The 24,171-nt window shown below is 70.2% G+C and carries 29 protein-coding genes; 15 read left to right on the top strand and 14 right to left on the bottom strand.

All coding sequences use genetic code 11. The features are described from left to right. Positions 1-45 precede the first annotated feature (45 nt). Genes N6H00_RS31475 through N6H00_RS31460 form a run of 4 tightly spaced genes read right to left on the bottom strand, consistent with a single transcriptional unit; the run spans position 46 to position 2,778 of the window. Complete coding sequence (locus tag N6H00_RS31475; RefSeq protein ID WP_268975216.1) at positions 46-870, bottom strand: ABC transporter permease; 825 nt, start codon at positions 868-870, stop codon at positions 46-48. Beyond that, a complete protein-coding gene (locus tag N6H00_RS31470) occupies positions 867-1,778 on the bottom strand; it encodes an ABC transporter ATP-binding protein (protein WP_268975215.1) in 912 nt (303 codons plus the stop codon). The genes N6H00_RS31475 and N6H00_RS31470 overlap by 4 nt, the downstream gene beginning before the upstream one ends. Then, positions 1,778-2,572 carry an ABC transporter substrate-binding protein gene (locus tag N6H00_RS31465; RefSeq protein WP_268975214.1) on the bottom strand — a complete coding sequence of 265 codons (795 nt, stop codon included), beginning with the start codon at positions 2,570-2,572 and terminating at the stop codon, positions 1,778-1,780. The genes N6H00_RS31470 and N6H00_RS31465 overlap by 1 nt, the downstream gene beginning before the upstream one ends. After that, a complete protein-coding gene (locus N6H00_RS31460) occupies positions 2,554-2,778 on the bottom strand; it encodes a hypothetical protein (RefSeq protein ID WP_268975213.1) in 225 nt (74 codons plus the stop codon). Before N6H00_RS31460 ends, N6H00_RS31465 begins: the two co-directional genes overlap by 19 nt. 365 nt (positions 2,779-3,143) lie before the next feature. On the opposite strand from N6H00_RS31460, the gene N6H00_RS31455 reads away from it, so the two are divergent. Beyond that, complete coding sequence (locus tag N6H00_RS31455; protein WP_268975211.1) at positions 3,144-3,959, top strand: alpha/beta fold hydrolase; 816 nt, start codon at positions 3,144-3,146, stop codon at positions 3,957-3,959. A 53-nt stretch (positions 3,960-4,012) separates the two neighbouring features. On the opposite strand, the gene N6H00_RS31450 is transcribed toward N6H00_RS31455, so the two are convergent. The 3 genes from N6H00_RS31450 to N6H00_RS31440 form a co-directional block, all read right to left on the bottom strand. Then, positions 4,013-4,915, bottom strand: coding sequence for a dioxygenase family protein (locus N6H00_RS31450; protein WP_268975210.1), 903 nt, complete (start codon positions 4,913-4,915; stop codon positions 4,013-4,015). Next, complete coding sequence (locus tag N6H00_RS31445) at positions 4,912-5,967, bottom strand: maleylacetate reductase (protein WP_268975209.1); 1,056 nt, start codon at positions 5,965-5,967, stop codon at positions 4,912-4,914. Before N6H00_RS31445 ends, N6H00_RS31450 begins: the two co-directional genes overlap by 4 nt. 114 nt (positions 5,968-6,081) lie before the next feature. Continuing rightward, positions 6,082-6,885, bottom strand: coding sequence for an IclR family transcriptional regulator (locus tag N6H00_RS31440; RefSeq protein ID WP_268975208.1), 804 nt, complete (start codon positions 6,883-6,885; stop codon positions 6,082-6,084). A 301-nt stretch (positions 6,886-7,186) separates the two neighbouring features. Between N6H00_RS31440 and N6H00_RS31435 the strand changes: the two genes are divergently transcribed. Next, positions 7,187-7,717, top strand: a complete 531-nt coding sequence (locus tag N6H00_RS31435) for a nuclear transport factor 2 family protein (RefSeq protein WP_268977189.1) — start codon at positions 7,187-7,189, stop codon at positions 7,715-7,717. 46 nt (positions 7,718-7,763) lie between these two features. On the opposite strand, the gene N6H00_RS31430 is transcribed toward N6H00_RS31435, so the two are convergent. Further along, the gene (locus N6H00_RS31430) at positions 7,764-9,026 is read right to left on the bottom strand and encodes an amidase (protein ID WP_268975207.1); all 1,263 of its coding nucleotides are present in this window, start codon (positions 9,024-9,026) and stop codon (positions 7,764-7,766) included. Next, positions 9,023-9,343, bottom strand: coding sequence for a hypothetical protein (locus N6H00_RS31425; protein ID WP_268975206.1), 321 nt, complete (start codon positions 9,341-9,343; stop codon positions 9,023-9,025). Before N6H00_RS31425 ends, N6H00_RS31430 begins: the two co-directional genes overlap by 4 nt. Before the next feature lie 244 nt (positions 9,344-9,587). Here N6H00_RS31425 and N6H00_RS31420 point away from each other — a divergent pair, with 244 nt between their 5' ends. The 6 genes from N6H00_RS31420 to N6H00_RS31395 all read left to right on the top strand — a co-directional run bounded on the left by N6H00_RS31420 (position 9,588) and on the right by N6H00_RS31395 (position 16,299). Further along, positions 9,588-10,790: an acyl-CoA dehydrogenase family protein gene (locus tag N6H00_RS31420; protein ID WP_268975205.1), complete on the top strand. Its 1,203-nt coding sequence runs from the start codon at positions 9,588-9,590 to the stop codon at positions 10,788-10,790. Further along, complete coding sequence (locus N6H00_RS31415) at positions 10,787-12,085, top strand: aromatic ring-hydroxylating oxygenase subunit alpha (RefSeq protein ID WP_268975204.1); 1,299 nt, start codon at positions 10,787-10,789, stop codon at positions 12,083-12,085. The genes N6H00_RS31420 and N6H00_RS31415 overlap by 4 nt, the downstream gene beginning before the upstream one ends. After that, a complete protein-coding gene (locus tag N6H00_RS31410; RefSeq protein WP_268975203.1) occupies positions 12,078-12,611 on the top strand; it encodes an aromatic-ring-hydroxylating dioxygenase subunit beta in 534 nt (177 codons plus the stop codon). Before N6H00_RS31415 ends, N6H00_RS31410 begins: the two co-directional genes overlap by 8 nt. Then, positions 12,608-13,561: a PDR/VanB family oxidoreductase gene (locus tag N6H00_RS31405; RefSeq protein WP_268975202.1), complete on the top strand. Its 954-nt coding sequence runs from the start codon at positions 12,608-12,610 to the stop codon at positions 13,559-13,561. Before N6H00_RS31410 ends, N6H00_RS31405 begins: the two co-directional genes overlap by 4 nt. 80 nt (positions 13,562-13,641) lie before the next feature. Continuing rightward, on the top strand, positions 13,642-14,880 hold the full coding sequence (locus N6H00_RS31400; RefSeq protein ID WP_268975201.1) for a flavin reductase family protein: 1,239 nt from the start codon (positions 13,642-13,644) through the stop codon (positions 14,878-14,880). 18 nt (positions 14,881-14,898) lie between these two features. Then, entirely contained in the window at positions 14,899-16,299 is a 1,401-nt protein-coding gene (locus N6H00_RS31395; protein ID WP_268975200.1) for an MFS transporter, read from the top strand. Between the two features lie 25 nt (positions 16,300-16,324). On the opposite strand, the gene N6H00_RS31390 is transcribed toward N6H00_RS31395, so the two are convergent. Then, complete coding sequence (locus N6H00_RS31390) at positions 16,325-16,744, bottom strand: winged helix-turn-helix transcriptional regulator (protein WP_268975199.1); 420 nt, start codon at positions 16,742-16,744, stop codon at positions 16,325-16,327. Between the two features lie 149 nt (positions 16,745-16,893). Here N6H00_RS31390 and N6H00_RS31385 point away from each other — a divergent pair, with 149 nt between their 5' ends. The 5 genes from N6H00_RS31385 (at position 16,894) to N6H00_RS31365 (ending at position 20,486) form a co-directional block, all read left to right on the top strand. Then, entirely contained in the window at positions 16,894-17,790 is an 897-nt protein-coding gene (locus N6H00_RS31385) for an NADP-dependent oxidoreductase (protein ID WP_268977188.1), read from the top strand. A 138-nt stretch (positions 17,791-17,928) separates the two neighbouring features. Further along, positions 17,929-18,579, top strand: coding sequence for an NAD(P)-dependent oxidoreductase (locus tag N6H00_RS31380; RefSeq protein WP_268975198.1), 651 nt, complete (start codon positions 17,929-17,931; stop codon positions 18,577-18,579). A gap of 85 nt (positions 18,580-18,664) precedes the next feature. Continuing rightward, on the top strand, positions 18,665-19,684 hold the full coding sequence (locus N6H00_RS31375; RefSeq protein WP_268975197.1) for a hypothetical protein: 1,020 nt from the start codon (positions 18,665-18,667) through the stop codon (positions 19,682-19,684). A 45-nt stretch (positions 19,685-19,729) separates the two neighbouring features. Continuing rightward, positions 19,730-19,939, top strand: coding sequence for a hypothetical protein (locus tag N6H00_RS31370; protein WP_268977300.1), 210 nt, complete (start codon positions 19,730-19,732; stop codon positions 19,937-19,939). 289 nt (positions 19,940-20,228) lie between these two features. After that, on the top strand, positions 20,229-20,486 hold the full coding sequence (locus N6H00_RS31365; protein ID WP_268975196.1) for a hypothetical protein: 258 nt from the start codon (positions 20,229-20,231) through the stop codon (positions 20,484-20,486). 181 nt (positions 20,487-20,667) lie between these two features. Here N6H00_RS31365 and N6H00_RS31360 read toward each other — a convergent pair whose 3' ends face one another. From N6H00_RS31360 to N6H00_RS31345, 4 genes are all read right to left on the bottom strand, one after another. Continuing rightward, positions 20,668-20,790 (bottom strand): hypothetical protein, encoded by a 123-nt coding sequence (locus tag N6H00_RS31360; RefSeq protein WP_268975195.1) that lies wholly within the window; start codon positions 20,788-20,790, stop codon positions 20,668-20,670. Between the two features lie 7 nt (positions 20,791-20,797). Beyond that, positions 20,798-21,229: a hypothetical protein gene (locus tag N6H00_RS31355; RefSeq protein ID WP_268975194.1), complete on the bottom strand. Its 432-nt coding sequence runs from the start codon at positions 21,227-21,229 to the stop codon at positions 20,798-20,800. Between the two features lie 144 nt (positions 21,230-21,373). Continuing rightward, a complete protein-coding gene (locus N6H00_RS31350) occupies positions 21,374-21,700 on the bottom strand; it encodes a hypothetical protein (protein ID WP_268975193.1) in 327 nt (108 codons plus the stop codon). Continuing rightward, a complete protein-coding gene (locus tag N6H00_RS31345) occupies positions 21,697-22,362 on the bottom strand; it encodes a Scr1 family TA system antitoxin-like transcriptional regulator (protein WP_268975192.1) in 666 nt (221 codons plus the stop codon). The genes N6H00_RS31350 and N6H00_RS31345 overlap by 4 nt, the downstream gene beginning before the upstream one ends. A gap of 68 nt (positions 22,363-22,430) precedes the next feature. On the opposite strand from N6H00_RS31345, the gene N6H00_RS31340 reads away from it, so the two are divergent. Further along, positions 22,431-23,426: a hypothetical protein gene (locus tag N6H00_RS31340; protein ID WP_268975191.1), complete on the top strand. Its 996-nt coding sequence runs from the start codon at positions 22,431-22,433 to the stop codon at positions 23,424-23,426. Next, positions 23,426-23,989 (top strand): GNAT family N-acetyltransferase, encoded by a 564-nt coding sequence (locus N6H00_RS31335; protein WP_268975190.1) that lies wholly within the window; start codon positions 23,426-23,428, stop codon positions 23,987-23,989. Before N6H00_RS31340 ends, N6H00_RS31335 begins: the two co-directional genes overlap by 1 nt. Positions 23,990-24,171 lie beyond the last annotated feature (182 nt).

The raw sequence follows: 24,171 nt of genomic DNA, 5'->3' as shown, positions 1-24,171 counted from the left end.
TGTTTTCTCCGTTCTTTCACCCGTTTGCTGGCCTTGTTCCCGCGCTCACACCTTGGCTCCGTACTTGTACAGTACACGCATCGCGATGACGCGCAGGATCCGGTCGTAGACGAGACCCAGGATGCCGAGGGTGGTGATGCCGACGAAGACCCAGTCGATGCGGCCGTAGTTCCGGGAGGTCCAGATCAGGGAGCCGAGGCCCACCTGGGCGGCGACGATCTCGGCGGAGACGATCGTCAGGAAGCTGTTGCCCATGGCGAGCCGGGCGCCCGTGAGGATGTACGGGACGGTGGAGGGCAGCACGACGCGCTGGAGGATCTGGCGGCGGCTGGCTCCGAGGCTGGCGGCGGCCCGCAGCTTGGACTCGTTGACGGCCATCACGCCCGCGCTGGTGTTGAGCGTGACGATGAAGACGGCCGTGTAGAAGATCAGGACGACCTTCGACGTCTCGCCGATGCCCAGCCACACCACCGCCAGCGTCACGAACGCGACCGGCGGGATGAAGCGGAAGAACTCGATGTACGGCTCCAGGAGCTGGCGGACGATCCTGATCTGCCCGATGAGCAGGCCGACCGGGGCGCCCACCACGACGCCCAGGCCCCAGCCGATCAGGATGCGGCGGCTCGAGGCGATGACCGAGTTGCCCAGGGTGCCGTCGGACGCCAGCTCGCGGGCGGCCGATAGGGTCTCACTCGGCGACGCGACCAGGGACGGCCCGTACTTCACGGCCACCAGCTGCCAGACACCCAGGCCGACCAGGATGGCGAGGGCGTACAAGGCGAGCGTGCGCAGCCCCTGGGCCCCGGTCCCGCCTGGTCGGCCGCTGCGGGTGCGGGCCGGGGTCGGGGTCTCGGTGGTGGTGATCGTCATGCGCCCTTCGCCTCTCGGTCGGGCCGGTCGTCGAGTCCTTGGTCACGCATGGCCTTGCGGACCTCTTCTCCGATGTCCTCGCGCAGCTGGCTGCGCAGGCGCAGGGCGGCGGGGTCGGACTCGTCGCGGGGACGCGGCAGGTCGACCGTGTACAGGGACTTGATCGAGGCCGCGGGGCCCGCCGTCATCACGGCGACCCGGTCGGCGAGCAGGATCGCCTCCTCGATGTCGTGCGTGACGAAGACGACGGTGCAGCCGGACGCGCTCCAGATGCGGGCCGTCTCCTGCTGGAGCACCTGCCGGGTCTGCGCGTCGAGCGCGCCGAAGGGCTCGTCCATGAGGACGACGCCCGGTTCGTTGGCCAGGACCCGGGCGATCTGGACGCGCTGGCGCATACCGCCGCTGAGCTGGCCGGGGTAACGGTCCGCGCAGTGGCGCAGACCGACCAGGCCGAGGTATTCGTCGGCCACCCGGTTCTGCTCGGCGCGGGAACGGCCGCGCATACGGGGCCCGAAGGTGACGTTCTGCTGCACCGTCATCCAGTCGAAGAGGGCCTCGCTGCTCTGGAAGACCATGCCGAGTTCGGGGTCGGGGCCTCGGACGGCCACGCCGTCCGCGGTGAGAGTCCCCTCGCTGAGCTGGATGAATCCCGCCATCGCCGACAGCAGGGTGGACTTGCCGCAGCCGCTCGGTCCGAGCAGACAGAGAAACTCTCCGGCCGCGATGTCCAGGTCGATGCCCTGGACCGCCTGGAACTCACCGAAGGAGATGCCCGCCCCCTCGACCCGCAGGGCCGCACCGCGGCCGGCCGGCGCCGGCGCCTGCGTCGGGGTACCGGGGGCTGTCACGGTGACCGCTGCCGCGGCCCCCTCCCCCGGTACCTTCTCTTTCTCGATCCCCTTGTTCATCAGGACCCCTTCGTGTGCTCGGGCAGCCAGCCGCGCTGGACGGCCCCGGCCACGTCCGGGCGGGCCTTGACCTTGCCGGTGTCGAGATAGAACTGGGCCGTGTCCTCGTAACGCTTCAGGTCCTTCGCCGTGAAGTCGCGAACGCCGAAGTCGATCTCCTTCACCGCCGTCAGGGTCTGCGCCGTGGGGACCTTCGCCTCCTCCTTGGTGGCTCGGGCCGCGGCGTCCGGGTCCTGCTCGGTCTTCTTGGCCGCTTCCGTGAGGGCGGCGGCCACCTTGGCGGCGGTGTCCTCGTGGTCCTTGAGCCAGGAGGAGGTCGACAACAGCCAGTGCTCGGCCCGGAATCCGTAGTCCCCAGTGGTCTCCATGACCCGCGCGCCCAACTCCACCCCCTTGGTCGGCCACGGTTCCCACAGGACGTACGCGTCCACGTCGCCCTTCTTGGTGAGCGCCGGGATCTCGGCAGGGTCGGCCGTGACGAACTCGACCGAGTCGCGCTTGATGCCCTTCGACTCGAGGAACCGCGTGGCTGCCAGCTCGGACAGGCCCGGGACCACGGCCATCTTGCGGACCTTGTCGGGGGACTTCACCCCGGACCTCAGGACGACCTTGAGGTACTTCCCGGAGTCTTGGTAGACGAGCAGCGATTTCAGATTGGGGTTCTGGGCGAGCAGGCCGATGGTGGTGACGTCGGAGTTCCCCGCCATCTGGACCTCGCCGGCGGTGAGGGCGTCGGCGCCGTCTCCGCCCTTGGCGAACTGGACGAGGTCGACGTTCACCCCGTGCTCGCCCACAGTCCCTCTTGGTCGGCCAGGAAGAACGGCGCGTACGCGGCGTCGATGCCGACCGCGATGCGCAGTTGGGACTTGCCCGCCCCTGCGGAACCCGAGCCGACTCCGGAGTCGGCGGTGCCCGCTCCGCACGCGGACACCGCGAGCAGAGCGAGCGTCACGAGGACGGGGCTGGTGTAGCGGTGATACGAGCGAGACGCTGTCTGCATGGTCACCTCGGAGTAGAACGCTTCCCGCAAGGCCGTCAGGACGCGGGGCGGGTCGACGAGTTGGCGCACGCTACTGCGCGGCAAAGAGCGTCAAGAAGCGCCTGGTCCACTCAGCGGGCCGACCGTTCGGCGGTCTTGTCCTGTCGACAAGGGGCCTGGTACTGCTTCATGTGACAGCCCTCGATCCACAACTCCTTTGGTCAGTCAGCGACTTGGGCACCATCCAGCGCCGAAACGGCGGCTCCACCGCGGGGTTCGACCCGTTCGGTGCGGCGGACGACGTCGCGCACCTGCCTCACGCCACCCCCATCGAAGCCGTCGGCATCCGATGCCGTCGGCCCAGTGACGAAAGCGACCAAGCACCCATGACGGATATGACGAAGGCGGACACGATCGCGCTGCGCAAGGGCTATCTGCCCAGCCGTTACGGGCAGTTGCACTACGTGGAGTGCGGCGCCGGCGAGCCCGTGCTGCTGCTCCACCAGACGCCCCGCTCCTGGACCGAGTACCTCGACGTACTCCCCCTGGTCGGCACCCGGTACCGGGCGATCGCCATGGACACCCTCGGCTATGGGGCGTCCGCGCAGCCTGACGGGCCGCACACCATCGAGCGCTTCGCGGACGCCGTCGCCGACCTCGTCCAAGGGCTCGGCCTGGACCGGTTCCACCTCGTCGGACACCACACCGGCGGGGTGATCGCCGTCGAGGTGGCGGCCCGCTTCCAGGACCGCGTGGCGAGCCTGCTGTTGTCGGCGACCTCGTTCGTCGACGACGAGAAGCGCACCGGCACCCGCCATCGGGTCGACCACGTCGACCCGACACAGGACGGCACACACCTGCGCGAGCTGTGGGACAACCGGCGCGGCTTCTACCAGCCTGGCGAGGAGGCCGCCCTCGGCCGGTACGTCGTCGACGCGCTCACCGTCCTCGACCGCGTCGAGGAGGGCCACGAAGCGGTGCGCCGCTACGCCATGGAACCCCGCCTGCCGCACATCACCGCACGCACCCTCGCGGTGTGCGCACCCGACGACAGGTTCTCCATGCCGTCCCTGGCGAAGTTCGCCGCGGCCCTCGGCTGTCCCACCCGGGTGCTGTCGGACGGACACGTGGCCGCACCCGAACAGGTGCCGCAGGAGTTCGCCGAGACCGTCATCGAGTGGGTCGGCCACGGCCGTCCGTGAAACGTCGTTGAGACGTGGGTTCCCACCGGAGTGCTCCGGTGGGAACGCCGCTTTCAGACCCGGGCCGGAGCCAGGACGATGTCGAAGCGCACCCGGGACCAGGGCCCCTGGACGGTTCGGCCGTCTGGTGTGGGGACACCCGCGGGCTGCCGGTCGAAGTCCTTGACCAAGGACTCCGTGACGCCGAACACCGCGTCGGAGTCGAGGAGTTCGTCGCCCCGCACGAAGATGTGGGTCACCAGCGTGCGGCAGCCCTCGTGGTCGACCTTGAAGTGCAGGTGCGAGGCACGCATCGGGGAGCGGCCCACTGTCTCCAGCAACTCCCCCACCGGGCCGTCGTGCGGGATCGGATACGGCGTCGGGGTGACCGCCCAGAAGCGGAACCGCCCCTCGGAGTCGCTGATCAGATGGCCGCGGGCGGCGGTGCGCCGGTCGTCGTACTGGACGTCGTAGTGGCCGGTCTCGTCCGCCTCCCACACCTCGATCCGCGCGCCCGCGAGCGGGGTGCCGGAGGTGTCGGTGACCGTGCCCTCGACCCAGCAGGGCTCACCCGGTGCGCCGACGGAGATGTCGCCGCCGAGGGGGACGGCGGGTGAGTCCTCCACGAAGAACGGGCCGAAGATGGTGGCCTCGGTGGCATCACCGTACGCCGCGTTGTTGACGGTGACGGTCTGCATGGACGCGCCCAGCACATCGGACAGGAGGATGAACTCCTGGCGGCGGTCGTCGGTGATGTGTCCGCAGCGGGTGAGGAAGTCGATGGCCCGGTTCCACTCCTCCTCGGTGAGCCGGACCTCCCGGATGTAGGAGTGCAGATGCCGGACCAGGCTGCTCATGAGCAGTCGGAGCCTGGGGTCGGAGCACTCAGCGAAGGATTTCGTGACGCGTTCGACCAGTTCCGCCTCGCGGATCTGCTGCTCGGCGTCGGGGGTGGTGCGGGCAGCGTGAGTGGTCATCGGGGGAGGTCTCCTTCCCAGGCCGCCCGCAGCAGTGCGCTGAGACGGTCGCGGGTCACAGGGGCGGGGTTGCCTTCGGGTAGGGCGGCGAGCACCGGCTCCACTGCTTCGGCGATTCCGCTCTCCGGCATGCCCAACTCCTTGAGCGCCGTGGGCGCGTCGAGGCGGGCGTAGAGGGCGGTCAGCCCCTCGGTGGCGGTGGGCGCGCCGAGCGCGGTGGCGATGCGGCGCTCGGCCTCCGGGGCGTGGGGCGCGTTGAGCGCCAGGACATGCGGCAGGACAGCGGCATGGGTCTGCGCGTGCGGGAGGTCGAAGCGTCCGCCCAGCACATGGCAGATCTTGTGGTGCAGCCCTGACCCGGCGGAGGCGAAGACGACCGCGGCCAGGTAGGCGCCGTAGAGCATCTGCTCGTGGCCCGCCAACCGGTCGGGGTGCGCGGCGGCTTCGGGCAGACCGCCGCTCAGCGCGCGGGCCGCCTCTTCGGCCAGGGCGCGGTCGATGAGGTCGGCGCGCGGCCCCCACATCGCGTCGACGCAGTGGGCCAGGGCGTTGAGGCCGCTGGCGACCGCTAGTTCCGCGGGGAGGGTGAGCAGGAGCGAGGCGTCGTAGACGACGGTGGCCGGGAGCACCGTCGCGTCCACGCCGGTGGTTTTGACGCCGTCCCGGGTCAGCCCCCAGACGTTGGTGGCCTCCGAGCCCGCATATGTGGTGGGGACGGCGACGATCGGCAGGCCGGTGGTGAGGGTGATTGCCTTGGCGAGGCCGGTCGCGGAGCCCCCTCCGACACACACCAGGGTATCGGCGCCGTGCTCCCGTGCGGCGGCACGGGCCCGCTCGGCGGCCTCGACCGGGACGTGCTCGACCACCTCGTCGTGGATCCGCGCCTCGGGCAGACGCTCGCGGAGGGCCGTGGTCAGCGCCGGGGCGAACGGGCCCGCGACGATCAGGACGCGCTTCGATCCGAGCCGGGCCACCTCGTCGACGACCGTGGGGACGGCCTCTCCCGGCGCGAACACCACGCGCTGTGCGGGAGTCTCGTGTGCGAATTTCATTCGGCACATGCTGCCCGGGCCGATGGGCCGGAGCGGCGGGTCAGTCCGCTGGCCGGACCGACGGCCATCCCGATCGCCGTCCCGCACGTCGCGACGGCCGCTTCCGGCCCGCGCTCAGATGGCCATGCCGGTGCGCGGCTGAGGGTCCGTGCGGGAGGTGCCCTGCCGTTGCAGACTGCGGCCGATGTCGGCCGCGGTCGCCCATAGTGCGTGAATCAGCTGCTGGTCGTCGCGGCGGTCGGCCGGGACCGTCGCGGAGACCGTCGCGATCACCCGCTCGTCTCCGAAGTAGATGATCGGCACGGCGAAGGTCTTGTACCCGTGCATGAACTGCTCCCGCTCCGTGGCCCAGCGGCGTGTGCGGATCCCGGCCAGCTCGGCGCGCAGCGCATCCGGGTCGAGCCGGTCGCCGGACAGGAAACCGTTGGCGCGCTGGGCCTCCAGATCCTGGAGGATGTCCTCCTGATCCTCGCTGTGGGCCAGCAGGACCCGACCGGAGACGGTCAGCAGCAGGGAGACGGTCGAGCCGACGGCGGCGACGACGGCCGCCTCGCGGCGTCCGCCGAGTCGCTCCAGATAGCAGCAGTCGGTGCCGTGCGGCACCGCCAGGTGAACCACGGCCCGGGTCGCGCTCCGCAGGTCCAGCATCGCCGGACGCGCGACCGCCCGCAGCTGGGCCGGACCGGGGACAAGGCGGCCCAGCTCGAAAATGCGCCAGCCGAGCTGGTACCCGTCCCCAGTACGACTGAGGTAGCCGAGTTCGACGAGTTCGGTGCCGATCCGGTGCACGGTCGCCTTGGGCACGCCGGAGCGGCGGCTGAGTTCGCTCAGGCCGAGGCAGGTCGAGCCTGAATCGAAGGCCCCGAGCACCAGATGGGCCTTGCCGAGTACGGAGATCGCCTGCGTTCCGGGAACCACGGACGGGACATCCGGGACAGCCCGCTCCGAGGCTTCGCGTTCTGCCTGGGCACTCGCGCGCATACCGCTTCCCCTCGCCGATTCCACTCAACATCAATGATTTTTCAAGCCACGTCAACCAAATGGCAACCCCCACCAGCTGTGACAGACCCGGGGCGCGGGCCCGTAGCCGCCGTCGATCCGGCCAGTGGACCAATCGGTTCCCTCCCGGGCGAGCGGCCGAGATGCTGCCCCCATGAGTAGCCAAGACACCATCGACACCCTGGTCAAGCGCATCGAGGTTCTGTAGGCCGAGGCCGACATCCGCCGCATCCAGGCCCGCTACATGTTCCTGTGCGACACGCCCTGCCCGGAGTACGGGGTGGAGAACGACCAGCAGCGCATCGAGCTGATCCTTGACCTCTACACCGACGACGCGATCTGGGAGGGGGTCGGCGACTACTACGACAACCAGTTCGGCCGGGCCCAGGGCAAGGAGGCGATCCGCGCGCACTTCAACCGCTTCTGGCCGCAGGACCAGGACCCGAAGCTGCTCCTGAATGCCCACTGGCTCACCTCGGAGCAGATCCATGTGCACGGGGACGAGGCCGACGGCCAGTGGATCCACTTCCAGCCCTGGCTCTTCGAGGACGGCAAGTCCCTGATCCGCGGCAGCCGGCTGAACAACGCCTTCCGTAAGGTCGACGGGGTGTGGAAGATCACTCGCACCCGGACCGAGAACGTCGCCATCGTCGACCTGCCCGACTTCTTCGCCGGCAGCTACCCGAAGCAGTCCGTCCTGCTCAAGGCGCCGGGCACGAACCACACCAATGAGCACGCCGCCGGCTCCTGACCCGGCCCCCGGCCCCTCCCGCACGCCTCCGCGAGAGGGGCCCGCCTCACCCGCGGAGGTTTCGCTCCACCCAGACCGCAGCGCGCAGGGCTGCCGCCTCGGATTCCGCGATCACCTGGAGTCCGAGCGGCAGCCCTGCCGCATTCCGCAGCCCCGGTACGGCCACGGTCGGCAGGCCGAGTGCCTGCCACGGGCGGCTGAGCACGGGATCGCCGGTGGCACCGAGCCCCTCCGGGGCCGCCCCGGGTGCGGCCGGGCCGAGCACCGCGTCGTACTGGGACAGGAGTACGCCGAGTTCCTCGCGCGCGGCCTCGACGAGACGGCGCGCGGCGCGGTAGTCGGCTTCCGGGGTGTCCGCGCCGGTACGCAGCAGCCCGGCCAGGGGCGCGCTGAGACGATCGGCGTGCTCCCGTTCGGCGGCGCGTTCGCGCGCGGCCTCGTAGGCCATCACCACCGGATGTGCCTGGGTCACTTCGGCGATCAGCGCCTCCAGTGGGAAGGCGTCGACCTTCGCGCCGCGGTCGGTGAGCCCGGCCTCGGCGCAGGCGAGCGCCGCACCCATCTCGTCGGACACGGCCGCGAGCGGGGCAGCGTGCCAGAACGCGATCCGCGGGGCAGTGTGCGCGTCGCGGGCCGGATCCGGCTCCCCGGTGAGGGCCGCCCAGGCGAGGGCGACGTCGGCGGCGGTGGCCGCGTACATACCGTGCGCGTCGAGGCTGGGGCTTAGTCCGGCGACACCGTCGGTGGACAGGTGACCGTGGCGCAGGACCAGTGAGGCGACCCCGCAGTACGCGGCCGGCCGGGTCACCGATCCGGCGGTCTGGGAGCCGATGGCGAGCGGGACCTGTCCCGCGGCGACCGACGCGGCCGAGCCGCTGGAGGAACCGCCGGGCGTGTGCCGCAGGTCGGCGGGGTTGCGGGTCGGGCCGGGGGCGAAGAAGGCGAACTCCGTGGTCACGGTCTTGCCGAGGGGGACAGCCCCGGCCGCCCGCCAGGCCCGGACGACGGGGGCGTCCCGCTCGGCAGGGGCGGCGTCGGCGCGCAGCACGGAGCCGCAGCGGGTGGGCAGTCCGGCCAGGTCGATGATGTCTTTGACGCCCATCGGGACACCGCCGAGCGGACCGGCGGGGACGGGTGCGGAACCTTGCGCGAGGCTTTCGTCGAAGGCCACCCAGGCACGGACCTGTTCCTCGGTCTGTGCGATGCGCTCACGGCTGCGCCGCAGAGCCGCCTCGGGCGTGCTCCGTCCCGAGCACAGATCGGCGACGAGTTCGCTCAGGGGCCAGGGCTGTCGGACGGTGTCGCTCACTGGACTGCCCTCCGCGCGTCGGTCTCCCCCGGTACGTCGGCGCCCCACTGGGCGTCGGCCTCCCAGAAATCCACCCCGCCGGCGCTCACCCCGTGGCGCCAGGCGGAGGTGCGCCGCAGGGCCGGTTCGACCCGGGCTGTCTCCGCGTCCGCCGCGTCCGGGCCGTCCTGGGCGACTCCCCAGTGCACCCAGCCCAGTTCACGGCCCGCCGCGTCGTGGACGAACAGGTCGACGTGCTTCCAGCCGTAGCCGTGGTTGTCGTTGTAGCAGGTGAGGGTCATCCGCGGGGCGCGGACGACCGGCTCTTCCTTTTCCATGCTCCGCCACTCCTCCTTTTCCATGCTCCGCCCCTCTGCGACGTTGCCCGACGGGCGGGGGCGCGCCGGTGGCGGCGCGCTCGTTCCGACCCCTGGATCCGACCACATCGCCGTGCCGGTTCCGCCGAGACGGTCCACTGACCGGTCCGACCCATCGCATCGACCTGACCGATGACTGAGCATCCGATGGGGCCTTCCACCAGCCAGAACCGGTAAGGCCCTCAACCAGCCGGAAGGAGCGATCATGGGTGATGCACCCGAACCAACAGCCGGTGCGAAGTGGCAGGCAGTTCTTGCCGAGCTCGCCGAACGGCGGGCGGAGTTCGAAGCCCAGGGATACGTCCCCCGTGACTTCGTCGAGAAGTTCATGCCGTTCGGCGTCTACCGGCATGCCACTCCGATCCGGTTCGGGGGGTGTGTGCTGCCGCCCCACCGGTTCCTCAGGCTCGTCGAGGAAGTGGGCCGCGTCGACGGCTCCACCGCCTGGGTGGTGGGCTTCGCCTCCGCCAGCACCTACCTCGGCGCGCTTCCCGTCGAGACGCAGAAGGAGATCTACCGCGACGGTCCGGACATGGTCCTGGCCGGCGGCCTCTTTCCCATGCAAAAGTCCGAACGGACCGCGAACGGGTTCCGGGTGAGCGGCCGGTGGAAGTTCGCCAGCGGCTGCATGGCCGCCGACTACATCAACGTGGGCCTGTTGGACGAGTCCGCGGGCGGGCAGCCCCGCGCCGCCGTCCTCCCCGCCGATCAGGTCACCATCGTCCAGGACTGGGACGTGAGCGGGATGCGCGCCTCGGGCTCCTTCGACACGGTGGTCGAGGACGTCGAGATCCCGCTGGAGTGGACCTACGTCCGCGGCGGCGCCTCACAGATCGACGAGCCCCTCTTCCACTACCCGCTGTTGGGCTACCAGGCACAGTGCCATGCGGCCATCGGGCTCGGCGTGGCGCTCGGCGCCCTCGATCACGCCCAGCGCTCGGGCTCCTACCGGGGTATCACGGGGGCGCCGTCGGTCGGCGAACGCGCCTATTACCGCACGGAGTTCGCGCGAGCGTACGTGGCGCTGCGGTCGGCCCGCCGCTACTTCCTGGACGTCGCCGAGGAGGTGTGGGAGACCGTCAGCTCCGGCGAAGCGGTGAGCGCCGACCAGATGGCGCGCATCCGGCTCAGCGCTGTCCATGTCTCCGACACCGCCGCCCAGGTCGTCCACGACCTGTCCAAGGTGTCCGGAGCGGCGATCATCCAGAACTCGCACCCGCTGAACCGGATCCGCATGGACGCTCAGGTCCCCCAGTTGCACGCCTCGCTCAGCCAGCACATCTACGACGACGCCGGAGCCGTTCTGCTGGGCCTGGATCCGACCACCCCCGGCTTCCTGGGCCCCAGGGACCCCCGTGCCGACCGGGACCGGCCCGGGAGCGGCGACACCGAGGAGAAAACCGCATGACCATCGCATTCACCCCGGCCACCATCCATCAGCTGGAGCCGGCCGATCTCGTGCAGGAGGACCGCGTCGCCGCCCGGGTCTACACCGACCCGGACATCTTCGAACGCGAGATGACCGAGATCTTCGAGAAGACCTGGATCTGGGTGGCGCACGAGAGTGAGCTGCCGAAACCGGGCAGCTTCAAATCCACCTATGTGGGCCGCAATTCGGTGCTCGTCACCCGGGACCGCAAGGGCGCCTTCCACACCCTCGTCAACCGCTGCCGACACCGCGGCGCCAGCCTGTGCGAGAAGCCGCGCGGCGAAGCGAACGGCTTCACCTGCCCCTACCACGCCTGGTCGTACGGTCTGGACGGGCGGCTGCGCGGCATCCCCTATCCCGACGGCTACGAAGGGGTGATGAGCAAGGACGAGATGGGCCTGCGCAAGCTGCGCACCGAGAGCTACCGCGGCCTGATCTTCGCCACCTTCGACCACGAGGCCGAGCCACTGGAGGAGTTCCTGGGCGATGTACGGCTGTGGGCCGACCGCTTCTTGAAGCAGGGCGGCGGCTATCCGCTCAAGGTGATCGGCACCCACCGCTTCCGGTTCCGGGGCAACTGGAAGATCCAGTTGGAGAACACCACCGACGGTTACCACTTCCCGATCGTGCACCGATCCTGGATGAGCTCGGTGGACGCGGAGACCGCCGACATGCTCAGCTTCATGACAGACCCGGCCTCCACCTGCCACGACCTCGGCAACGGACACAGCGTGATGCACATGGTGCCGGCGCACATCGACCTCGACGACGATGACGGCACCGAGCCCCTGCAGTCCCGATTCGACGGCCTGGTGGCTGAGTTGAAGCAGGCCGGCGTGGAGGACGCGCAGATCCGCAAGCTGGTCCGCGCGATGCACGGCACCGGCTCGAACCTGAACCTGTTCCCCAACGTGAGCCTGTCCTCGGCGTTCTTCCGTGTCCTTCGCCCGGTCTCCGTCGACGAGACGATCATCGAGCATGTGGCGCTCGGCGTGGACGCCCCGGAGGAGATCGCGGGACCGGTCCGCCGCGAACGCCTGCGCATCCACGAGCACTTCCAGGGCCCGTTCGGCTTCGGCACCCCCGACGACTCCGAGGGGTGGGACCGGGTCCAGCGCGGCGCCCAGGCATGCCCGGAGATGCCGATCATGGTGAACCGCGGCCTGAAGCGCGAGGTCGAGGCCCCCGAGGGCTGGACCACCTCGCACAGCACCGACGAGACCGGCATGCGGGCCGCGTACCGGATGTGGAAGAAGATGATGAGCAATGGCTGACACCGCCACGATCCCCACCGCCCCCACCACTCCCCCGGCCACCCTCTCCGACACACGCGTCACCCGGGCCATCGAACTCGTATGGCGCGAGGCCGAGTTGCTCGACCGCAAGGAGTACCCGGCCTGGAACGATCTCTACGCCGAGGACGGCATCTACGTCATCCCCCTCGACGCCACCACCGAGGACTTCGACGACCAGCTGAACATGGTCTACGACGACGCCCGTATGCGGGCCATGCGCGTGACGCGCCTCACTGAGGGGTACGCCATCGCGGCCGTCGACTCGGCCAGGACCGTGCGCACCGTGTCCCGCTTCGTACCCGTCGAGGTGACCGACGACTCGGTGTCACTGCGCGCCGCTCAGATCGTCGTCGCCTACAAGCGGGGGCACCATGACCTGTGGGCCGGGGACATCGAGTTCACGGTGCGGCTCGGCGTGGACCGGTCCGCCGACCGGATCGTGCGCAAGGTGATCCGGCTGGTGGACTCCGAGGACGCCGTGCCCGCCGCGGGGTTCCTGCTGTGAGCGTCGCCGTCCAGGTGTCCGAGATCGTGGAGGAGAGCACGACGGTCCGCTCCCTGCGGCTGCGCAGGGCCGACGGCGCCGCCTTCGGCCCCTTCGCCGCCGGCGCGCACATCGACGTGACCGGGCCGACCGGAGTCCTGCGCCAGTACTCGCTGGCGGGAGACCCGGCCGACCGGGCGTCCGTCCTCATTGCCGTGAAGCGCGAGGCCGAGTCTCGAGGCGGCTCGGCCGCGCTGCACCAGGCGTCCGTGGGCGACGAGTTGACGATCGGCCAGCCGCGGAATCTGCTGGGCATCGCCGACGGCGCCGACCGGCACCTGCTGGTGGCCGGCGGCATCGGAGTCACCCCGCTGCTCAGCATGGCCTACGAACTCCAGCGCTGCGGCGCCGACTTCGCGCTGCACTACTTCGTACGCTCACAGGCCGAGCTCGCCTTCGGCGACCTACTGCAGCACCGTGCCGAGTTCCGCGACCGGGTCACCCTGCACATCGGCAGACCGCGGGACGAACACCCGGACATCCTCCGCCCGTCGGCGGCCACGCTGAGTGCCGACAGCCATGTCTACACCTGTGGACCGGTCGGCTTCATGGACCAGGTCACCGCCCTCTTCGCCCCGGTCGTGGGCGAGGCACAGGTCCATGTCGAGCACTTCCGCGCGGAGCCGGTCGACACCTCGGACGACAAGCCCTTCATGGTGGAACTCGACACCGGCGAGGAGTTCGAGATCCCCGCGGACCGATCGATCCTCTCCGTGCTGGAGGAGGCGGGCATCCCGGTCGCCAAGTCCTGCGAGGAGGGCATCTGCGGCTCGTGTGTCTCCGGCCTGCTGGAGGGCACCGCCGACCACCGCGACCACTGCCTGACCGCGTCCGAGCACGCGGCCGGCACAGAGATCGCGCTCTGTGTCTCGCGGGCCCGCTCGGACCGGCTCCGCATCGAGCTGTACTGACCGCCGCCCGCGGTGACTCCGACAAGACCGACACGGTCCCGGCGCGACCACCTCGGGCCCTCATTCCGACAGGGAAAATGATGGGTAGTCAGAGACAACAGCAGACCGCACCCGAGGGCAACCCGGTGATGACCCCGCAGCCACCGCCCAAGTCGCGATGGCGCTCGGTCCTGGGGCGGTATCCGACCGGCATCACCATCATCACGTCGGTCGACGAGTCGGGCGGCCCGATCGGGATGGTCGTCGGCACCTTCACCTCGGTGTCCGAGGACCCGCCCCTGGTCGGGTTCCTGCCCCAGACGCGGTCCCGGACCTACGCCGGCATCCGGCGCGCCGGCCGGTTCCGCGCCTCCGTCCTGGGCGCCGAGCACGAGGGTCTGTGCCGGGAATTCTTCGCCGCCGCCCCCGAGGACCGGTTCACCGGCGACGCCTGGGAGTTCGACGAGCACGGTGTGCCCCGGCTGCGGAGCGCGGTGGCCTGGTTCGACGCCACGGTGCACGACGTGCTGCCGGCCGGGGACCACGTGATGGTGCTGGGCGCGGTGGAGGACCTGGGCCTCGGCCCCCGCGCCGACGAGGCACCGCTCGTCTTTCTCAACGGCGGCTACGGATCGTTCGCTCCGCGCGTCACCGGTGTCGAACTCGCCGAACTGGGCTCCCGGCTCCGCATCGCCGCGGGCGTCGGCGACCTCGTCCAGGACCTCGCCCGGGAGCTGGACGTCGAGTGCGCCCTGTCCACCGTGGTGCGCGGCCAAGTGGTCGTGCTCACGGCGGCCGACACCCAACAGCCGTACGTCGGGACCTGCTTCCCCTTCGCGGCACCGATGGACCCCGGCTTCGCCGCCTGGTGCGAACCGGACCTCCACCGCGCCTGGGTGGAGGGCGCCCGACGCCTGATGGGCCGCGTCGACACCCCCCTCCTCGACGACACCCTCGCCCTGGTCCGCGAGCAGGGCTACGCCATCTCCTTCGGGCACACCCTCACCGAACACTTCGGCGGGCTGACCGCCGAAGCACGAAGCGGCCCCGGGGCCGGGGACGGGCACAGCGCCCTCGCCCGGCTCTGGGAGCGGATGGCGTCCGGATACGCGGACTACTGCCGCGACCCCCGCCCGCAGCACCACGCCCGCACCCTCCAGGTGCCGGTCTTCGGCGCCGACCAGCGCGTCGCCTTCGAGCTCATGGTGGGCGGCTTCGGCCCCGGCTCCGGAGTCGAACGCTTCCGGGCGATCCTCGCCGCCGCACTCGACCACGCCGAGCGGATCACCGAACTGACCGGCGGCAAACCACCTGCCGACTACGCACCGAAACTCCCCTGACAGGCCCGAGGTACACACATGACCGAGCAGATATCGACGGCGGCCAAACCGACCGCGGCGGCGCCGCCCCGCACCGGCATCGTCCGCATCGCCATGGCCAGTGGCGTGGGCACCTCCCTGGAGTTCTACGACTTCGCCATCTACGGGACGGCGACCACGCTCGTCCTCACCGACACCTTCTTCCAGACCGGCGACGCCTGGTTCGGCACCTTCCTCGGCCTTGCGACCTTCGCCATCGGCTTCCTGATGGCCCCGCTCGGCGCCGCCGGGTTCGGCTGGCTCGGCGACCGGTACGGGCGGCGCTTCGCGCTGCTCCTCACTTTCATCGGCATGGGCGCGGCGACCGTCCTGATGGGGCTGCTGCCGACCTACGCCCAGATCGGGGTGACGGCGCCACTGCTCCTGGTCGTCCTGCGGATGGCCCACGGACTCTTCCGCGGCGGCGAGACCGGCGGCGCCGCCGCCCTGGCCATCGAGCACGCCCCCGACCAGAAACGGGCCCGGTACGGCGTGTTCGTCGCCCTCGGCTCACCGGTCGGCAACATCCTCGCCAATCTGGCGTTCACCGCCGTGCTCTTCCTGCCGGACTCCAGCGTCGAGTCCTGGGGCTGGCGGCTGCCCTTCCTCGCCGGTGGCATCGCCATCGTCATCGGCATCTGGATCCGCCGGGGCGTGGCGGAGAGCCCGGTCTTCCAGCAGATGGTGCGTGAGGAGGGCGAGACCCTCAGGAACCGGCGCCCGGTGGCCGATGTGTTCCGCTCCAACTGGCGGCGAGTGCTGCTGGCCGCCGGCGTGAACATCGGCCTGAACTCGTGCACGTTCGCGCTGGCAACCTTCATGATGTCCTACGCGACGTCCGCCGCGCCCGACGGCCTCGGCCTGCCCCGGCAGGACGTGGTCAACGCCAGCACCCTCGGCCTCGTGGTCCACGCGGCCGCCAACGTCCTCGGCGCCTGGGCCTCGGACCGGTTCGGCCGACGGCCGGTCATGTCCGCCGGGGCGCTCGCGTCGCTGGTCGCGGTGCTGGTCGTCTTCCCGCTCGCCGGAACGGGTTCGATGGGCGCCCTCACCGCCGCACTGGCGCTCGGCTTCGCGACCACCGGCATCCTCTTCGGCCCGATGTACACCTTCTTCACCGAGCTCTTCCCCCGCGACCAGCGCCAGTCCGGCATGGGCATCGCCTTCCACCTCGGGGCAGTGCTCGGCGGGGGCATCTCGCCGCTGATCGCGAACCGGATCGTCGCCGCCACCGGCAACGCCGTCAACGTCGGCTACTACCTCGCCGGAACCTGCGTCCTCTCCCTGGCGTGCCTGATGGCCCTGCCCGAGACGGCGCCGAGGGCGCTGCGGCGCCTGGAACAGAAGCGCACCGTGACCGCGCCCCGGAACGAGTCCACCGAAACGGCCGAGCTCCGGTGACGGACGCGGCCGGCACCGACACGGCTCAGGTCCGCGGCTCGGCGGCCTCGCGGTCGAAGTGGGCGCGATTGCGGATGATCTCGTCGTGGTGGGTGCCCGCCCAGTCGACCATGGCGGTGACCGCGACCAGCAGCGTCGCGCCCAGGTCGGTCAGCGCGTACTCGACGCGCGGCGGCACTTCGGGGTAGGCGGTGCGGGTGACCAGGCCGTCGCGGCGCAGCTGGCGCAGGGTGTGGGTGAGCATGCGCTGGGAGATGCCGGGGATGGAGCGCTGCAGGTCGGTGTAGCGCAGGGGGCCGTGCTCCAGCGTGCCGATCACGAGCACGGACCACTTGTCACCGGCCCGCTCGACGATCTGCCGCATGGTCTCGCCGTGCTCGGCGGGCCAGCGCGCGCACGGTCCCGCCCGCTCCGGTACGCGATCGGCCGGGGACTCGGGGGCCATGGTGCGCCTGCCTCTCGTCTCACTTACACGCGTGTGCCTTTTGTACGGACTTCCATACTGCCGCAGAGTGGGGTTGCGCACCAAAGGTAAGAAACGGCTGGACGGTGACTCGTCCCGCGCTCACCCATCGCAGGAGGAACAGCATGCTCATGCGTGCCGCGATCGTGCCCCGCTTCGGCGGCCCCGAAGCAGTCGAGATCACGGAATTCCCGGTGCCCGAAGCGGGCCCGGGCCAGGTCCGGATGAAGGTGGCGGCGGCCGCCCTGAACCCCGTGGACGCGGCGATGCGGGCCGGCGTCTTCGGTAGCGCGGGCGAGCACGTCGGCCCGGGCTGGGACGTCGCCGGCACCATCGACAGCGTCGGCGACGGGGTGAGCTGGTCCCCGGGTGACCGGGTCATCGGCCTGTCCACCGGGCATCACACCCCGCTGGGCACCCATGCCGAGTACGTCGTGCTCCCCGCGGACGCGATCGCACCGGCCCCGACGACCCTGGACGACACCCACGCCGCGGCCCTCCCCCTCAATGCGCTCTCCGCCGCGCAGGCCCTGGACATGGCCGCGCTCAAGGCCGGGCAGAGCCTGCTGGTCACCGGCGCGGCGGGCGGCGTCGGCGCGCACACCGTGGAACTCGCCCACCACCGCGGCCTGAAGGTCACCGCCCTCGCCTCCGCGCGCGACGAGCAGTTCCTGCGCAGCCGGGGCGCCGACGACTTCCTGCCCCGCGACGCGGCCCTCCCCTCGGCCGCCTTCGACGGCGTCATCGACACCGCGATCCTCGGCAATCCGGCCCTCGCACCGGTCCGCGACGGCGGCGCCTACATCGGCGTATGGCCCGGCCAGGAGCCGGCATCCGAACGCGGCATCCGCGTCGACGCCCTGGACGTACACGCCGACGGCACCCAGCTCGCCGAACTGTCCCAACTGGCCGACCAAGGCGTCGTGCTGGCCCGCATCGCCGAAACCTTCTCCCTCGCGGACGCCGAGGCGGCGCACGCACGTCTCGCCGAGGGGGGTCTGCGCGGACGCATCGTCCTCGTGCCGTGAACCACTCGCGCGCGGACGACGGCAATGGCGGCACCTGCACGGTGTGCAGGTGCCGCCGGGCGCCGACCGATCGCTCTGCCACTGCGCCCCTGCCGTCGAGCACGGCCCGGACACCGACGGAACCACGAAGGACATCCCATGACGAACATCGCTGTCTTCGGCGCCAACGGCATCATCGGCTCCGCCATCGTCCGCGAGGCCCTGCGCCGAGGCCACCACGTCACCGCCGTCGTCCGCGACCGGGCGAAGGTCACCGAGCAACACGCCGACCTGACCGTCACCACGGGCGACGTCCTCGACCCCCAGTCGATCACCGCCGCCGCGAAGGACCAGGACGTCGTCGTCAGCGCCGTCGGCGGCGGCGACGGCCCCGGCCACCTCGCCACCATCCGGCCCGCCGCCGAAGCCCTCACCGAAGGTCTGCGCACCCTCGGCGCACAGGCTCCCCGCCTGATCACCGTCGGCGGCGCCGGCTCCCTGCGCACCCCCGACGGCAAGCAGGTCTGGGACGCCCCCGGCCTGCCCGAGTTCCTCCTGCAGATCATGCACGCCCACGGCGACGCCCTCGACCACTACCGGACCGTCACCGACGTCGACTGGACCAACCTCAGCCCCGCGGCGGACATCGCCCCCGGCGACCGCACCGGCGTCTATCGGACCGCCCTAGACGAGCTCGTCACCGACGGAGACGGCAACAGCACCATCTCCGTCGAGGACTACGCCGTCGCCCTCCTCGACGAGATCGAGCTGCCCCGCCACCACCACCAGCGCTTCACCGTCGGCTACTGACCACCGGCCCACACAACCAGACCTCGGCCCGCCCCCAGCAAGATGGCGGGCCGAGTCGCATACGGGACACCCTGTAGCCTCGGGCGTGAGCCGTAATAACAAGCCACCCCTCGCGTTCCGGCCCGTACGGCAGGCCTTGGACGCTGCTGGCTACGGTCCGGACGTCTATAAGGACAAGACGTTTCTTCGGGACTACGACGTCGGCTTCATTCCGAAGCTGACCGCGGATGCCGCGGCTGAAGAGATCGATAACGCAGTGCTGGCCGCCGAACTCTGCGCTGGGGCCCGTACTGCCGGCCAGCTGTGCCCGGGGGTGAAAGGGAGGCTACTGGCGATGAACCCGGATCCCGGCGCCACCCGCAACCTCCGCACCGCACTGCGGAAGGGAGTCGAGAACCTCCTGAAGCGACCTGAGATCGGACCGCCGCCTCCTAGAATCAACGTCTACTCCCAGAAGGCCATCGAGGCGCTGCTTCCGCTGTCACCCAAGCCGATGCTTGGGATGATCGTCCGCCTCGCCCAGATTCGCGGGATCAGCCAGGATCAGATCAACGCCTTCCTGGAGGACGTGCAGAAAGCCACCGGGGGGAAGCGCGCCTGGAGAACCGGTCTGCGCGAGGCTTTTGGGGTCATGTGTGCCGAGATGGGGCAGCCCCTCAGCACGCTGAGCCAGAAGGCCCTGGAAGAGGCATTCCTCTCCGCCAACCCTCGGGCGAGACGCCTGTGCGAGCTGATGGAGGAGCAGGGCTACAAGCCGGGACCCACGCGCGGCGACGGCATGGTCAGTCTGATCGACATGGTCAGCACGGCCAACCTCACCGACACGGACCGCGCGTTGCGGCTGCTCGATGAAAGCAGCGACGTTGTCTTACGGGGCAGCGTGTTGCGGGTAGGGCAGGCACGACGCACGGGGCACTTCCCGCACGAGGACCACCACATGCAACGGTGTCGGGTGGCGGCCGACTGGGACGCGCTCATCACGTGCCAGATCCTCGACCCGCGCACCTCGGCGTGGTGGAAAGCCGCCTACGGGGACTTCCGCCCCCTCCTCGGCATCGCTACGGAGGTCATGGCCGAAGTGGCCCGTGGCGCACGGGAGGAGTGAGAGGCGGGCGGTCAGTCCGGCCCGCGGTCCGACGAGGCGGCCTTGGTGCGTGACGCGGTGCGCGATCTGCTCGGCGAGGTGTCCGCGCCCTCCGTCCCGGGCGCCCACTACGCCCACAACGCGGTCGCCGCGCTCGCCGCCGGGGTCGCCCTCGGCATCCGGGCGCACAACCTGGCCTCCGCGCTCGGCTCGTACACCGGGGTGATAGTTTCGGAACTCCGCCAGGACCATTGCGGTCGCCCTCCAGCTTGTTGACCTCGGCCAGCAGCTCGGCCTGGGCCCCGCCGGGGCGGGAACTGTAGCCCTCGGTTGTCGCGACGACGATGTGCTTCAGATGGATCTTGGTTGCGAGTACGCCGCCGGGCCGGTAGGCCATCTCCAGTGCAAGGGTCCTGCGTAGTCGCCACAGGTTGACGAGGCCGTCCGGGGTGGGGGCGAGGCCGAGCCGTGCCCCGGCTTCGGAGTTGATCCAGTTCCGGAACCACCGGTAGCGGATATCGAAGGCAAACCGCCCCAGTAGGGACGCGCCTTCGACAGGGTCGGGGTGCAGGCATTCGATGAGTTCCGCAGCGCGGTAGGCGGGTTCGATGACCACCCATTCGTCGATGACGCCGCCGAGTCCCTGGCCTTTGATTACCTTGCTGACCAGCCGGTACCGGATCAGGCCGGGGGCGGATTCTTCCGACCGGCAGCAGCCGACTTCCAGTTCCATCAGCTCGGACGAGCGCATCCCGGAGGCCGCGGCCAGGACGATGACTGCGGCGGTGCGGACGATGCCGACCACCTGTCAGTTCTGTCGTGACGGCTCCGGCCGCCCTCCCCTCGGGGGTAGGAAGCGGCGGCCGGAGCCTGGGACCACCCCGGCCGGGACTCGTGGGCGCGCCCCGGTCGGGGTGAGGGTCATGGGTGGGTGATGCCGTAGCTGAGCACGCCCAGGAGCGCGGCCACGGCCAGGACGCACAGCATCTGCTCGGTACGGGGGCTCATTGCGGGCCTTCCGGCTGGGCGAGGAGGTGGACGCGGTCGCCACCGGTCGCGCTCAGACAGGGGTGGCAGGCGTAGCGGACGTGGGCGCCGGTACTGAACGACTCCCATGCGTCGATCACCTGAGCATCACGCGTGGGGGTGGCGCAGAAGTGGCACACCACCACGGGGCTTCGTCCCGCTGCCTGATCCAGCGGCCCGACCAGGCTTTCCATAGCCGAGGCGCAGCGTGTTGGGGTCGGTGAACAGTCCGTTCGCCTTCGGGGTGCGGAGCCACACGTTGACTCCCCGGTATCCATTCAGTCGGGGCACGAGGAGGCTGTCTCCAGCCCGGTACAGGGTCAGACGCAGTGGTTCGGGGGTGGGCCAGCCGTCGACTCCTCCCGGAGGCACGAACCACACCAGGTGGCGTAACGCGGTGTCTTCGAGGACCGCGCCGGTGTGGTCGCCCAGGGCGTCGAGGACGCAGCGGCCCCAGTCGTTCGCGGTGGAGATCGCCTGCCAGGTGTCATCGGCGTACTTGATGCCGATCGGGGTGTCCGGTCGGAGGCTGGCGGGCACGGCCCCGCTCATAGCCGTCCTCTTATTGGTGTGCATGTCGGTGATGTCCGCCCCGGCATGACGCTGGCGCGGGACGGAGGAGAGGAGCGGGCTGCTGACCTGGGGTGTGCCCGGGTGGGGCCGGACGGTCAGCGGCCCGCCCGGTCAGGACGTGGGCACGGGCCCGCAGCACCGCCTGCCGCCGCGGATGGCGGTCAGGCTCAACCTCCGGGGAGTGCCGCATCCGGTGCAGACGAGTCGCCAGGTGCGGTCCGGCGTGCGGGGGTAGTCCTCATCCGGATCGAATCCGGCGTGCCGCACCTCCCACAGTGCCGAGTCCAATTGCGCGGCCGGGTCCCAGTTCAGGGGTGTCTCCTGGCCTGGGCGGAAGGCGCTGAGCGGGCCGGGGGTGTGGCATGAGTGGCCGCCGAGCAGCAGGCCGAGGCTGATCCACCGGCGGCCGGCCGGGGCGCGGTCAACGTGGTTGCTCACAGGACTCCGTCCCCTCCCGGGGCGAGGTACAGGCGGCTCTCAGGGCGCGCCGGAGGGCTGGGTGCCGCGGCCTGCTCCTCAACCGGGGCGCGCCTCTCGTTCACGCACACTGCTGCCTCATCGAGGGGCACGGCGGCGTCCATGGCGACGCGCAGCCTGTGCTGCCAGGGCTCCAGGGCCTCACCGGTGTGGTAGATGACGAGGTCGGCCCATTCCTCCGCGACGAGTTCGTGTCCGTGGAGTGTCATCTGGTACAGCAGGAGGCCGCGGGGCGGTAAGACCCGCTGCGGCACCACCAGAATCCGCGGTCCCTGCCGCGAGCTGGTGAGCTGCTGGAGATGGGCGATCTGGTCCGGCATCACGTCCGGGTCGCCGAGGGGCCTGTGCAACCCCAACTCGTCCAGCAGCAGAGTCACATCCTCACCGGTGCCGGGGGTCAGTGGCGCGCGTGGCGGGACATGGAGTTGCAGCTCGGCGCGGAAGTGCTGGGCCATCAGACCCACCGGATAGTCCGGGATGCGCAGGAAGCCCGGAAGGGCATGTCCGGTGTGGATGACCGCGCTGGCGACAACCGTTACCCCCTGCCCCCCGTCTGCGGGCCTGGCGCGTGCTTCACGCCATGTTCGGCGTGAACCCGGCGGAGCTGGGTTTCCCTGGACCACCTCCGGGTGCCACCGTGGGGAGCACCCCCCTCCCCGCACAGGAAGGCGTCACGAGCGTGGACCGACGGGTGTTCCTCAACGACTCGATTGGCTTGGCAGCCGCCGCAGGGCTGCCCAAGCCGGTGACACGATCTACCCCACGCCGAGATGGCGCTATCGGCACTGCCCATCTCCTCGAACTCCGCGAGGGCCTCCGCTCCCTGTACCAGCTCGACGACGCCTACGGCGGGGGCGACGTACTGTCCCTCACGATCAGGCATCTGCGTCGAGTCCGCCGTGTCATCAACACCAGCACCTACCCGGACACACTCGGCCGTCAGCTTCAGCTCCTCGCGGGGGAAACCGCCGAGCACTGTGCATGGCTGGCCTATGACGCCGACAAGCAGGACATCGCTCGTCAGTACTGGGGGGAAGCTCTGACCATCGCCACGATGCTCCGGGACGACAGCCTCGAAATCCTCGTCCTGGCCGGCCTGTCTCTGCAAGCCAGCTTCGAAGGCCGCCCTCGGGATGGGTACGACCTCGCCCGCGCTGCCCAGGGCCGCGCCGCCCACTACGGTTCCCCCATGCTTCAGTCCCTTGTCGGAGTCCGTGAGGTCCGCGCCCTCTCTCTCATGGGTGACCAGAAGGCAGCGAACAGGGCCCTGGCCCAATCGATGCGCCTGGTCGAGCGAGACAGCGGACGGCCTTCACCGGAGTGGGCGGCGTTCCACGGTCCTGCGGAATTGGACTACTGCCAAGGGCTTCACTACATGGAGATCGGGCACTATCCGGCAGCGGTGAACTTCGTGAAGGCCGCGATCGCGCGCCAGGACAGTGCCTACGGCCGCAATCGCGCGCTCTATCGGATGACGCTCGCGAGCGGACTGGTGAAGGCCGGTGAGGTCGACGAGGGTGCGGCCTATGCCGTGGAAAGCCTGGAACACTTGGAAGAGGTCGAGTCGGGGCGCGCGATGAGGAAACTGTCCGAGGTGAGGGACCTCCTCAGCACTGTCGACGCCGCCAGTACTCAACAGGCAGCTGCACAGTTGACGGAGTACGCCCACACGAAGGGTGCGGCGTGATGCACGAGGTGAGGTTCGAGCTGTTCGAGGGCCGGGAGGCCTCAGCCCAGCTTGACGCGTTCCTGCCGGCTTACGAGGAGGTCTACGCCGAGCCGCCGTACTGTGAGGGTCCACGGGACATCAAAGAGTTCATCGACCGCTACCAGATACAGGCTGAGCGTCCCGGCATGCGTCTCGTCCTGGCTCACAGCGGAGACGACGAGGTGGTGGGCTTCGCCTTCGGCTTCCTCCTACCCGCCGACACAGGATGGTGGCAGACCGTCCAGGATCCGCTACCGCAGGATTTCACGCGCGAGGACGGCACCCGCACCTACGTGATCATCGAACTCGCGGTTCGAAAACCATGGCGACGCCGCGGCATCGCTGCTCGCCTCCATGCCCGCTTGCTCGACGGGCTGAGCGTGGAGCGCGTCTCTCTTACGATGCGCCCCGAGCCTGAGGCCGCGCCAGCACATTCCGCGTACGCCACGTGGGGATACCGCAAGGTCGGCGTCTCCCACCCGTGGGAGGAAGCGCCGTTCTACGACGCGATGGTCCTCGAACTCCCCCAGACTGCCGGGTAACCGCGGACCGGCCATGTCGGTGCCGGCCCATACGGTATGCGCATGCCCACCGTTTTCCGGCCTCACGGCCGTGCGATGTCCCCTGCTCTGGCGAAGATCAACCGCCGTATCCGACTTTTCATGGACGAGCCCGCCGACAAGCGGCGGACCGAGGATTACACGCGGCTGCTCGTGCTGTGGGC

The sequence above is a fragment of the Streptomyces sp. S465 genome (assembly GCF_026898115.1).
Lineage (GTDB): Bacteria > Actinomycetota > Actinomycetes > Streptomycetales > Streptomycetaceae > Streptomyces > Streptomyces luomodiensis.
Note: the sequence above shows the minus strand (reverse complement) of the source record. Positions and strands in the feature narration are given on the sequence as shown.

Excerpts from the sequence above, each read along its gene's own strand:
- N6H00_RS31470 (WP_268975215.1), bottom strand. The coding sequence starts at position 1,778 with ATGAACAAGGGGATCGAGAAAGAGAAGGTACCGGGGGAGGGGGCCGCG.
- N6H00_RS31385 (WP_268977188.1), top strand. The coding sequence starts at position 16,894 with ATGCGTGCCGCGATCGTGCCCCGCTTCGGCGGCCCCGAAGCAGTCGAG.
- N6H00_RS31450 (WP_268975210.1), bottom strand. The coding sequence starts at position 4,915 with ATGACCACTCACGCTGCCCGCACCACCCCCGACGCCGAGCAGCAGATC.
- N6H00_RS31410 (WP_268975203.1), top strand. The coding sequence starts at position 12,078 with ATGGCTGACACCGCCACGATCCCCACCGCCCCCACCACTCCCCCGGCC.
- N6H00_RS31425 (WP_268975206.1), bottom strand. The coding sequence starts at position 9,343 with ATGGAAAAGGAAGAGCCGGTCGTCCGCGCCCCGCGGATGACCCTCACC.
- N6H00_RS31390 (WP_268975199.1), bottom strand. The coding sequence starts at position 16,744 with ATGGCCCCCGAGTCCCCGGCCGATCGCGTACCGGAGCGGGCGGGACCG.
- N6H00_RS31455 (WP_268975211.1), top strand. The coding sequence starts at position 3,144 with ATGACGGATATGACGAAGGCGGACACGATCGCGCTGCGCAAGGGCTAT.
- N6H00_RS31395 (WP_268975200.1), top strand. The coding sequence starts at position 14,899 with ATGACCGAGCAGATATCGACGGCGGCCAAACCGACCGCGGCGGCGCCG.
- N6H00_RS31415 (WP_268975204.1), top strand. The coding sequence starts at position 10,787 with ATGACCATCGCATTCACCCCGGCCACCATCCATCAGCTGGAGCCGGCC.
- N6H00_RS31475 (WP_268975216.1), bottom strand. The coding sequence starts at position 870 with ATGACGATCACCACCACCGAGACCCCGACCCCGGCCCGCACCCGCAGC.
- N6H00_RS31400 (WP_268975201.1), top strand. The coding sequence starts at position 13,642 with ATGGGTAGTCAGAGACAACAGCAGACCGCACCCGAGGGCAACCCGGTG.
- N6H00_RS31380 (WP_268975198.1), top strand. The coding sequence starts at position 17,929 with ATGACGAACATCGCTGTCTTCGGCGCCAACGGCATCATCGGCTCCGCC.
- N6H00_RS31335 (WP_268975190.1), top strand. The coding sequence starts at position 23,426 with ATGCACGAGGTGAGGTTCGAGCTGTTCGAGGGCCGGGAGGCCTCAGCC.
- N6H00_RS31445 (WP_268975209.1), bottom strand. The coding sequence starts at position 5,967 with ATGAAATTCGCACACGAGACTCCCGCACAGCGCGTGGTGTTCGCGCCG.
- N6H00_RS31460 (WP_268975213.1), bottom strand. The coding sequence starts at position 2,778 with ATGCAGACAGCGTCTCGCTCGTATCACCGCTACACCAGCCCCGTCCTC.
- N6H00_RS31420 (WP_268975205.1), top strand. The coding sequence starts at position 9,588 with ATGGGTGATGCACCCGAACCAACAGCCGGTGCGAAGTGGCAGGCAGTT.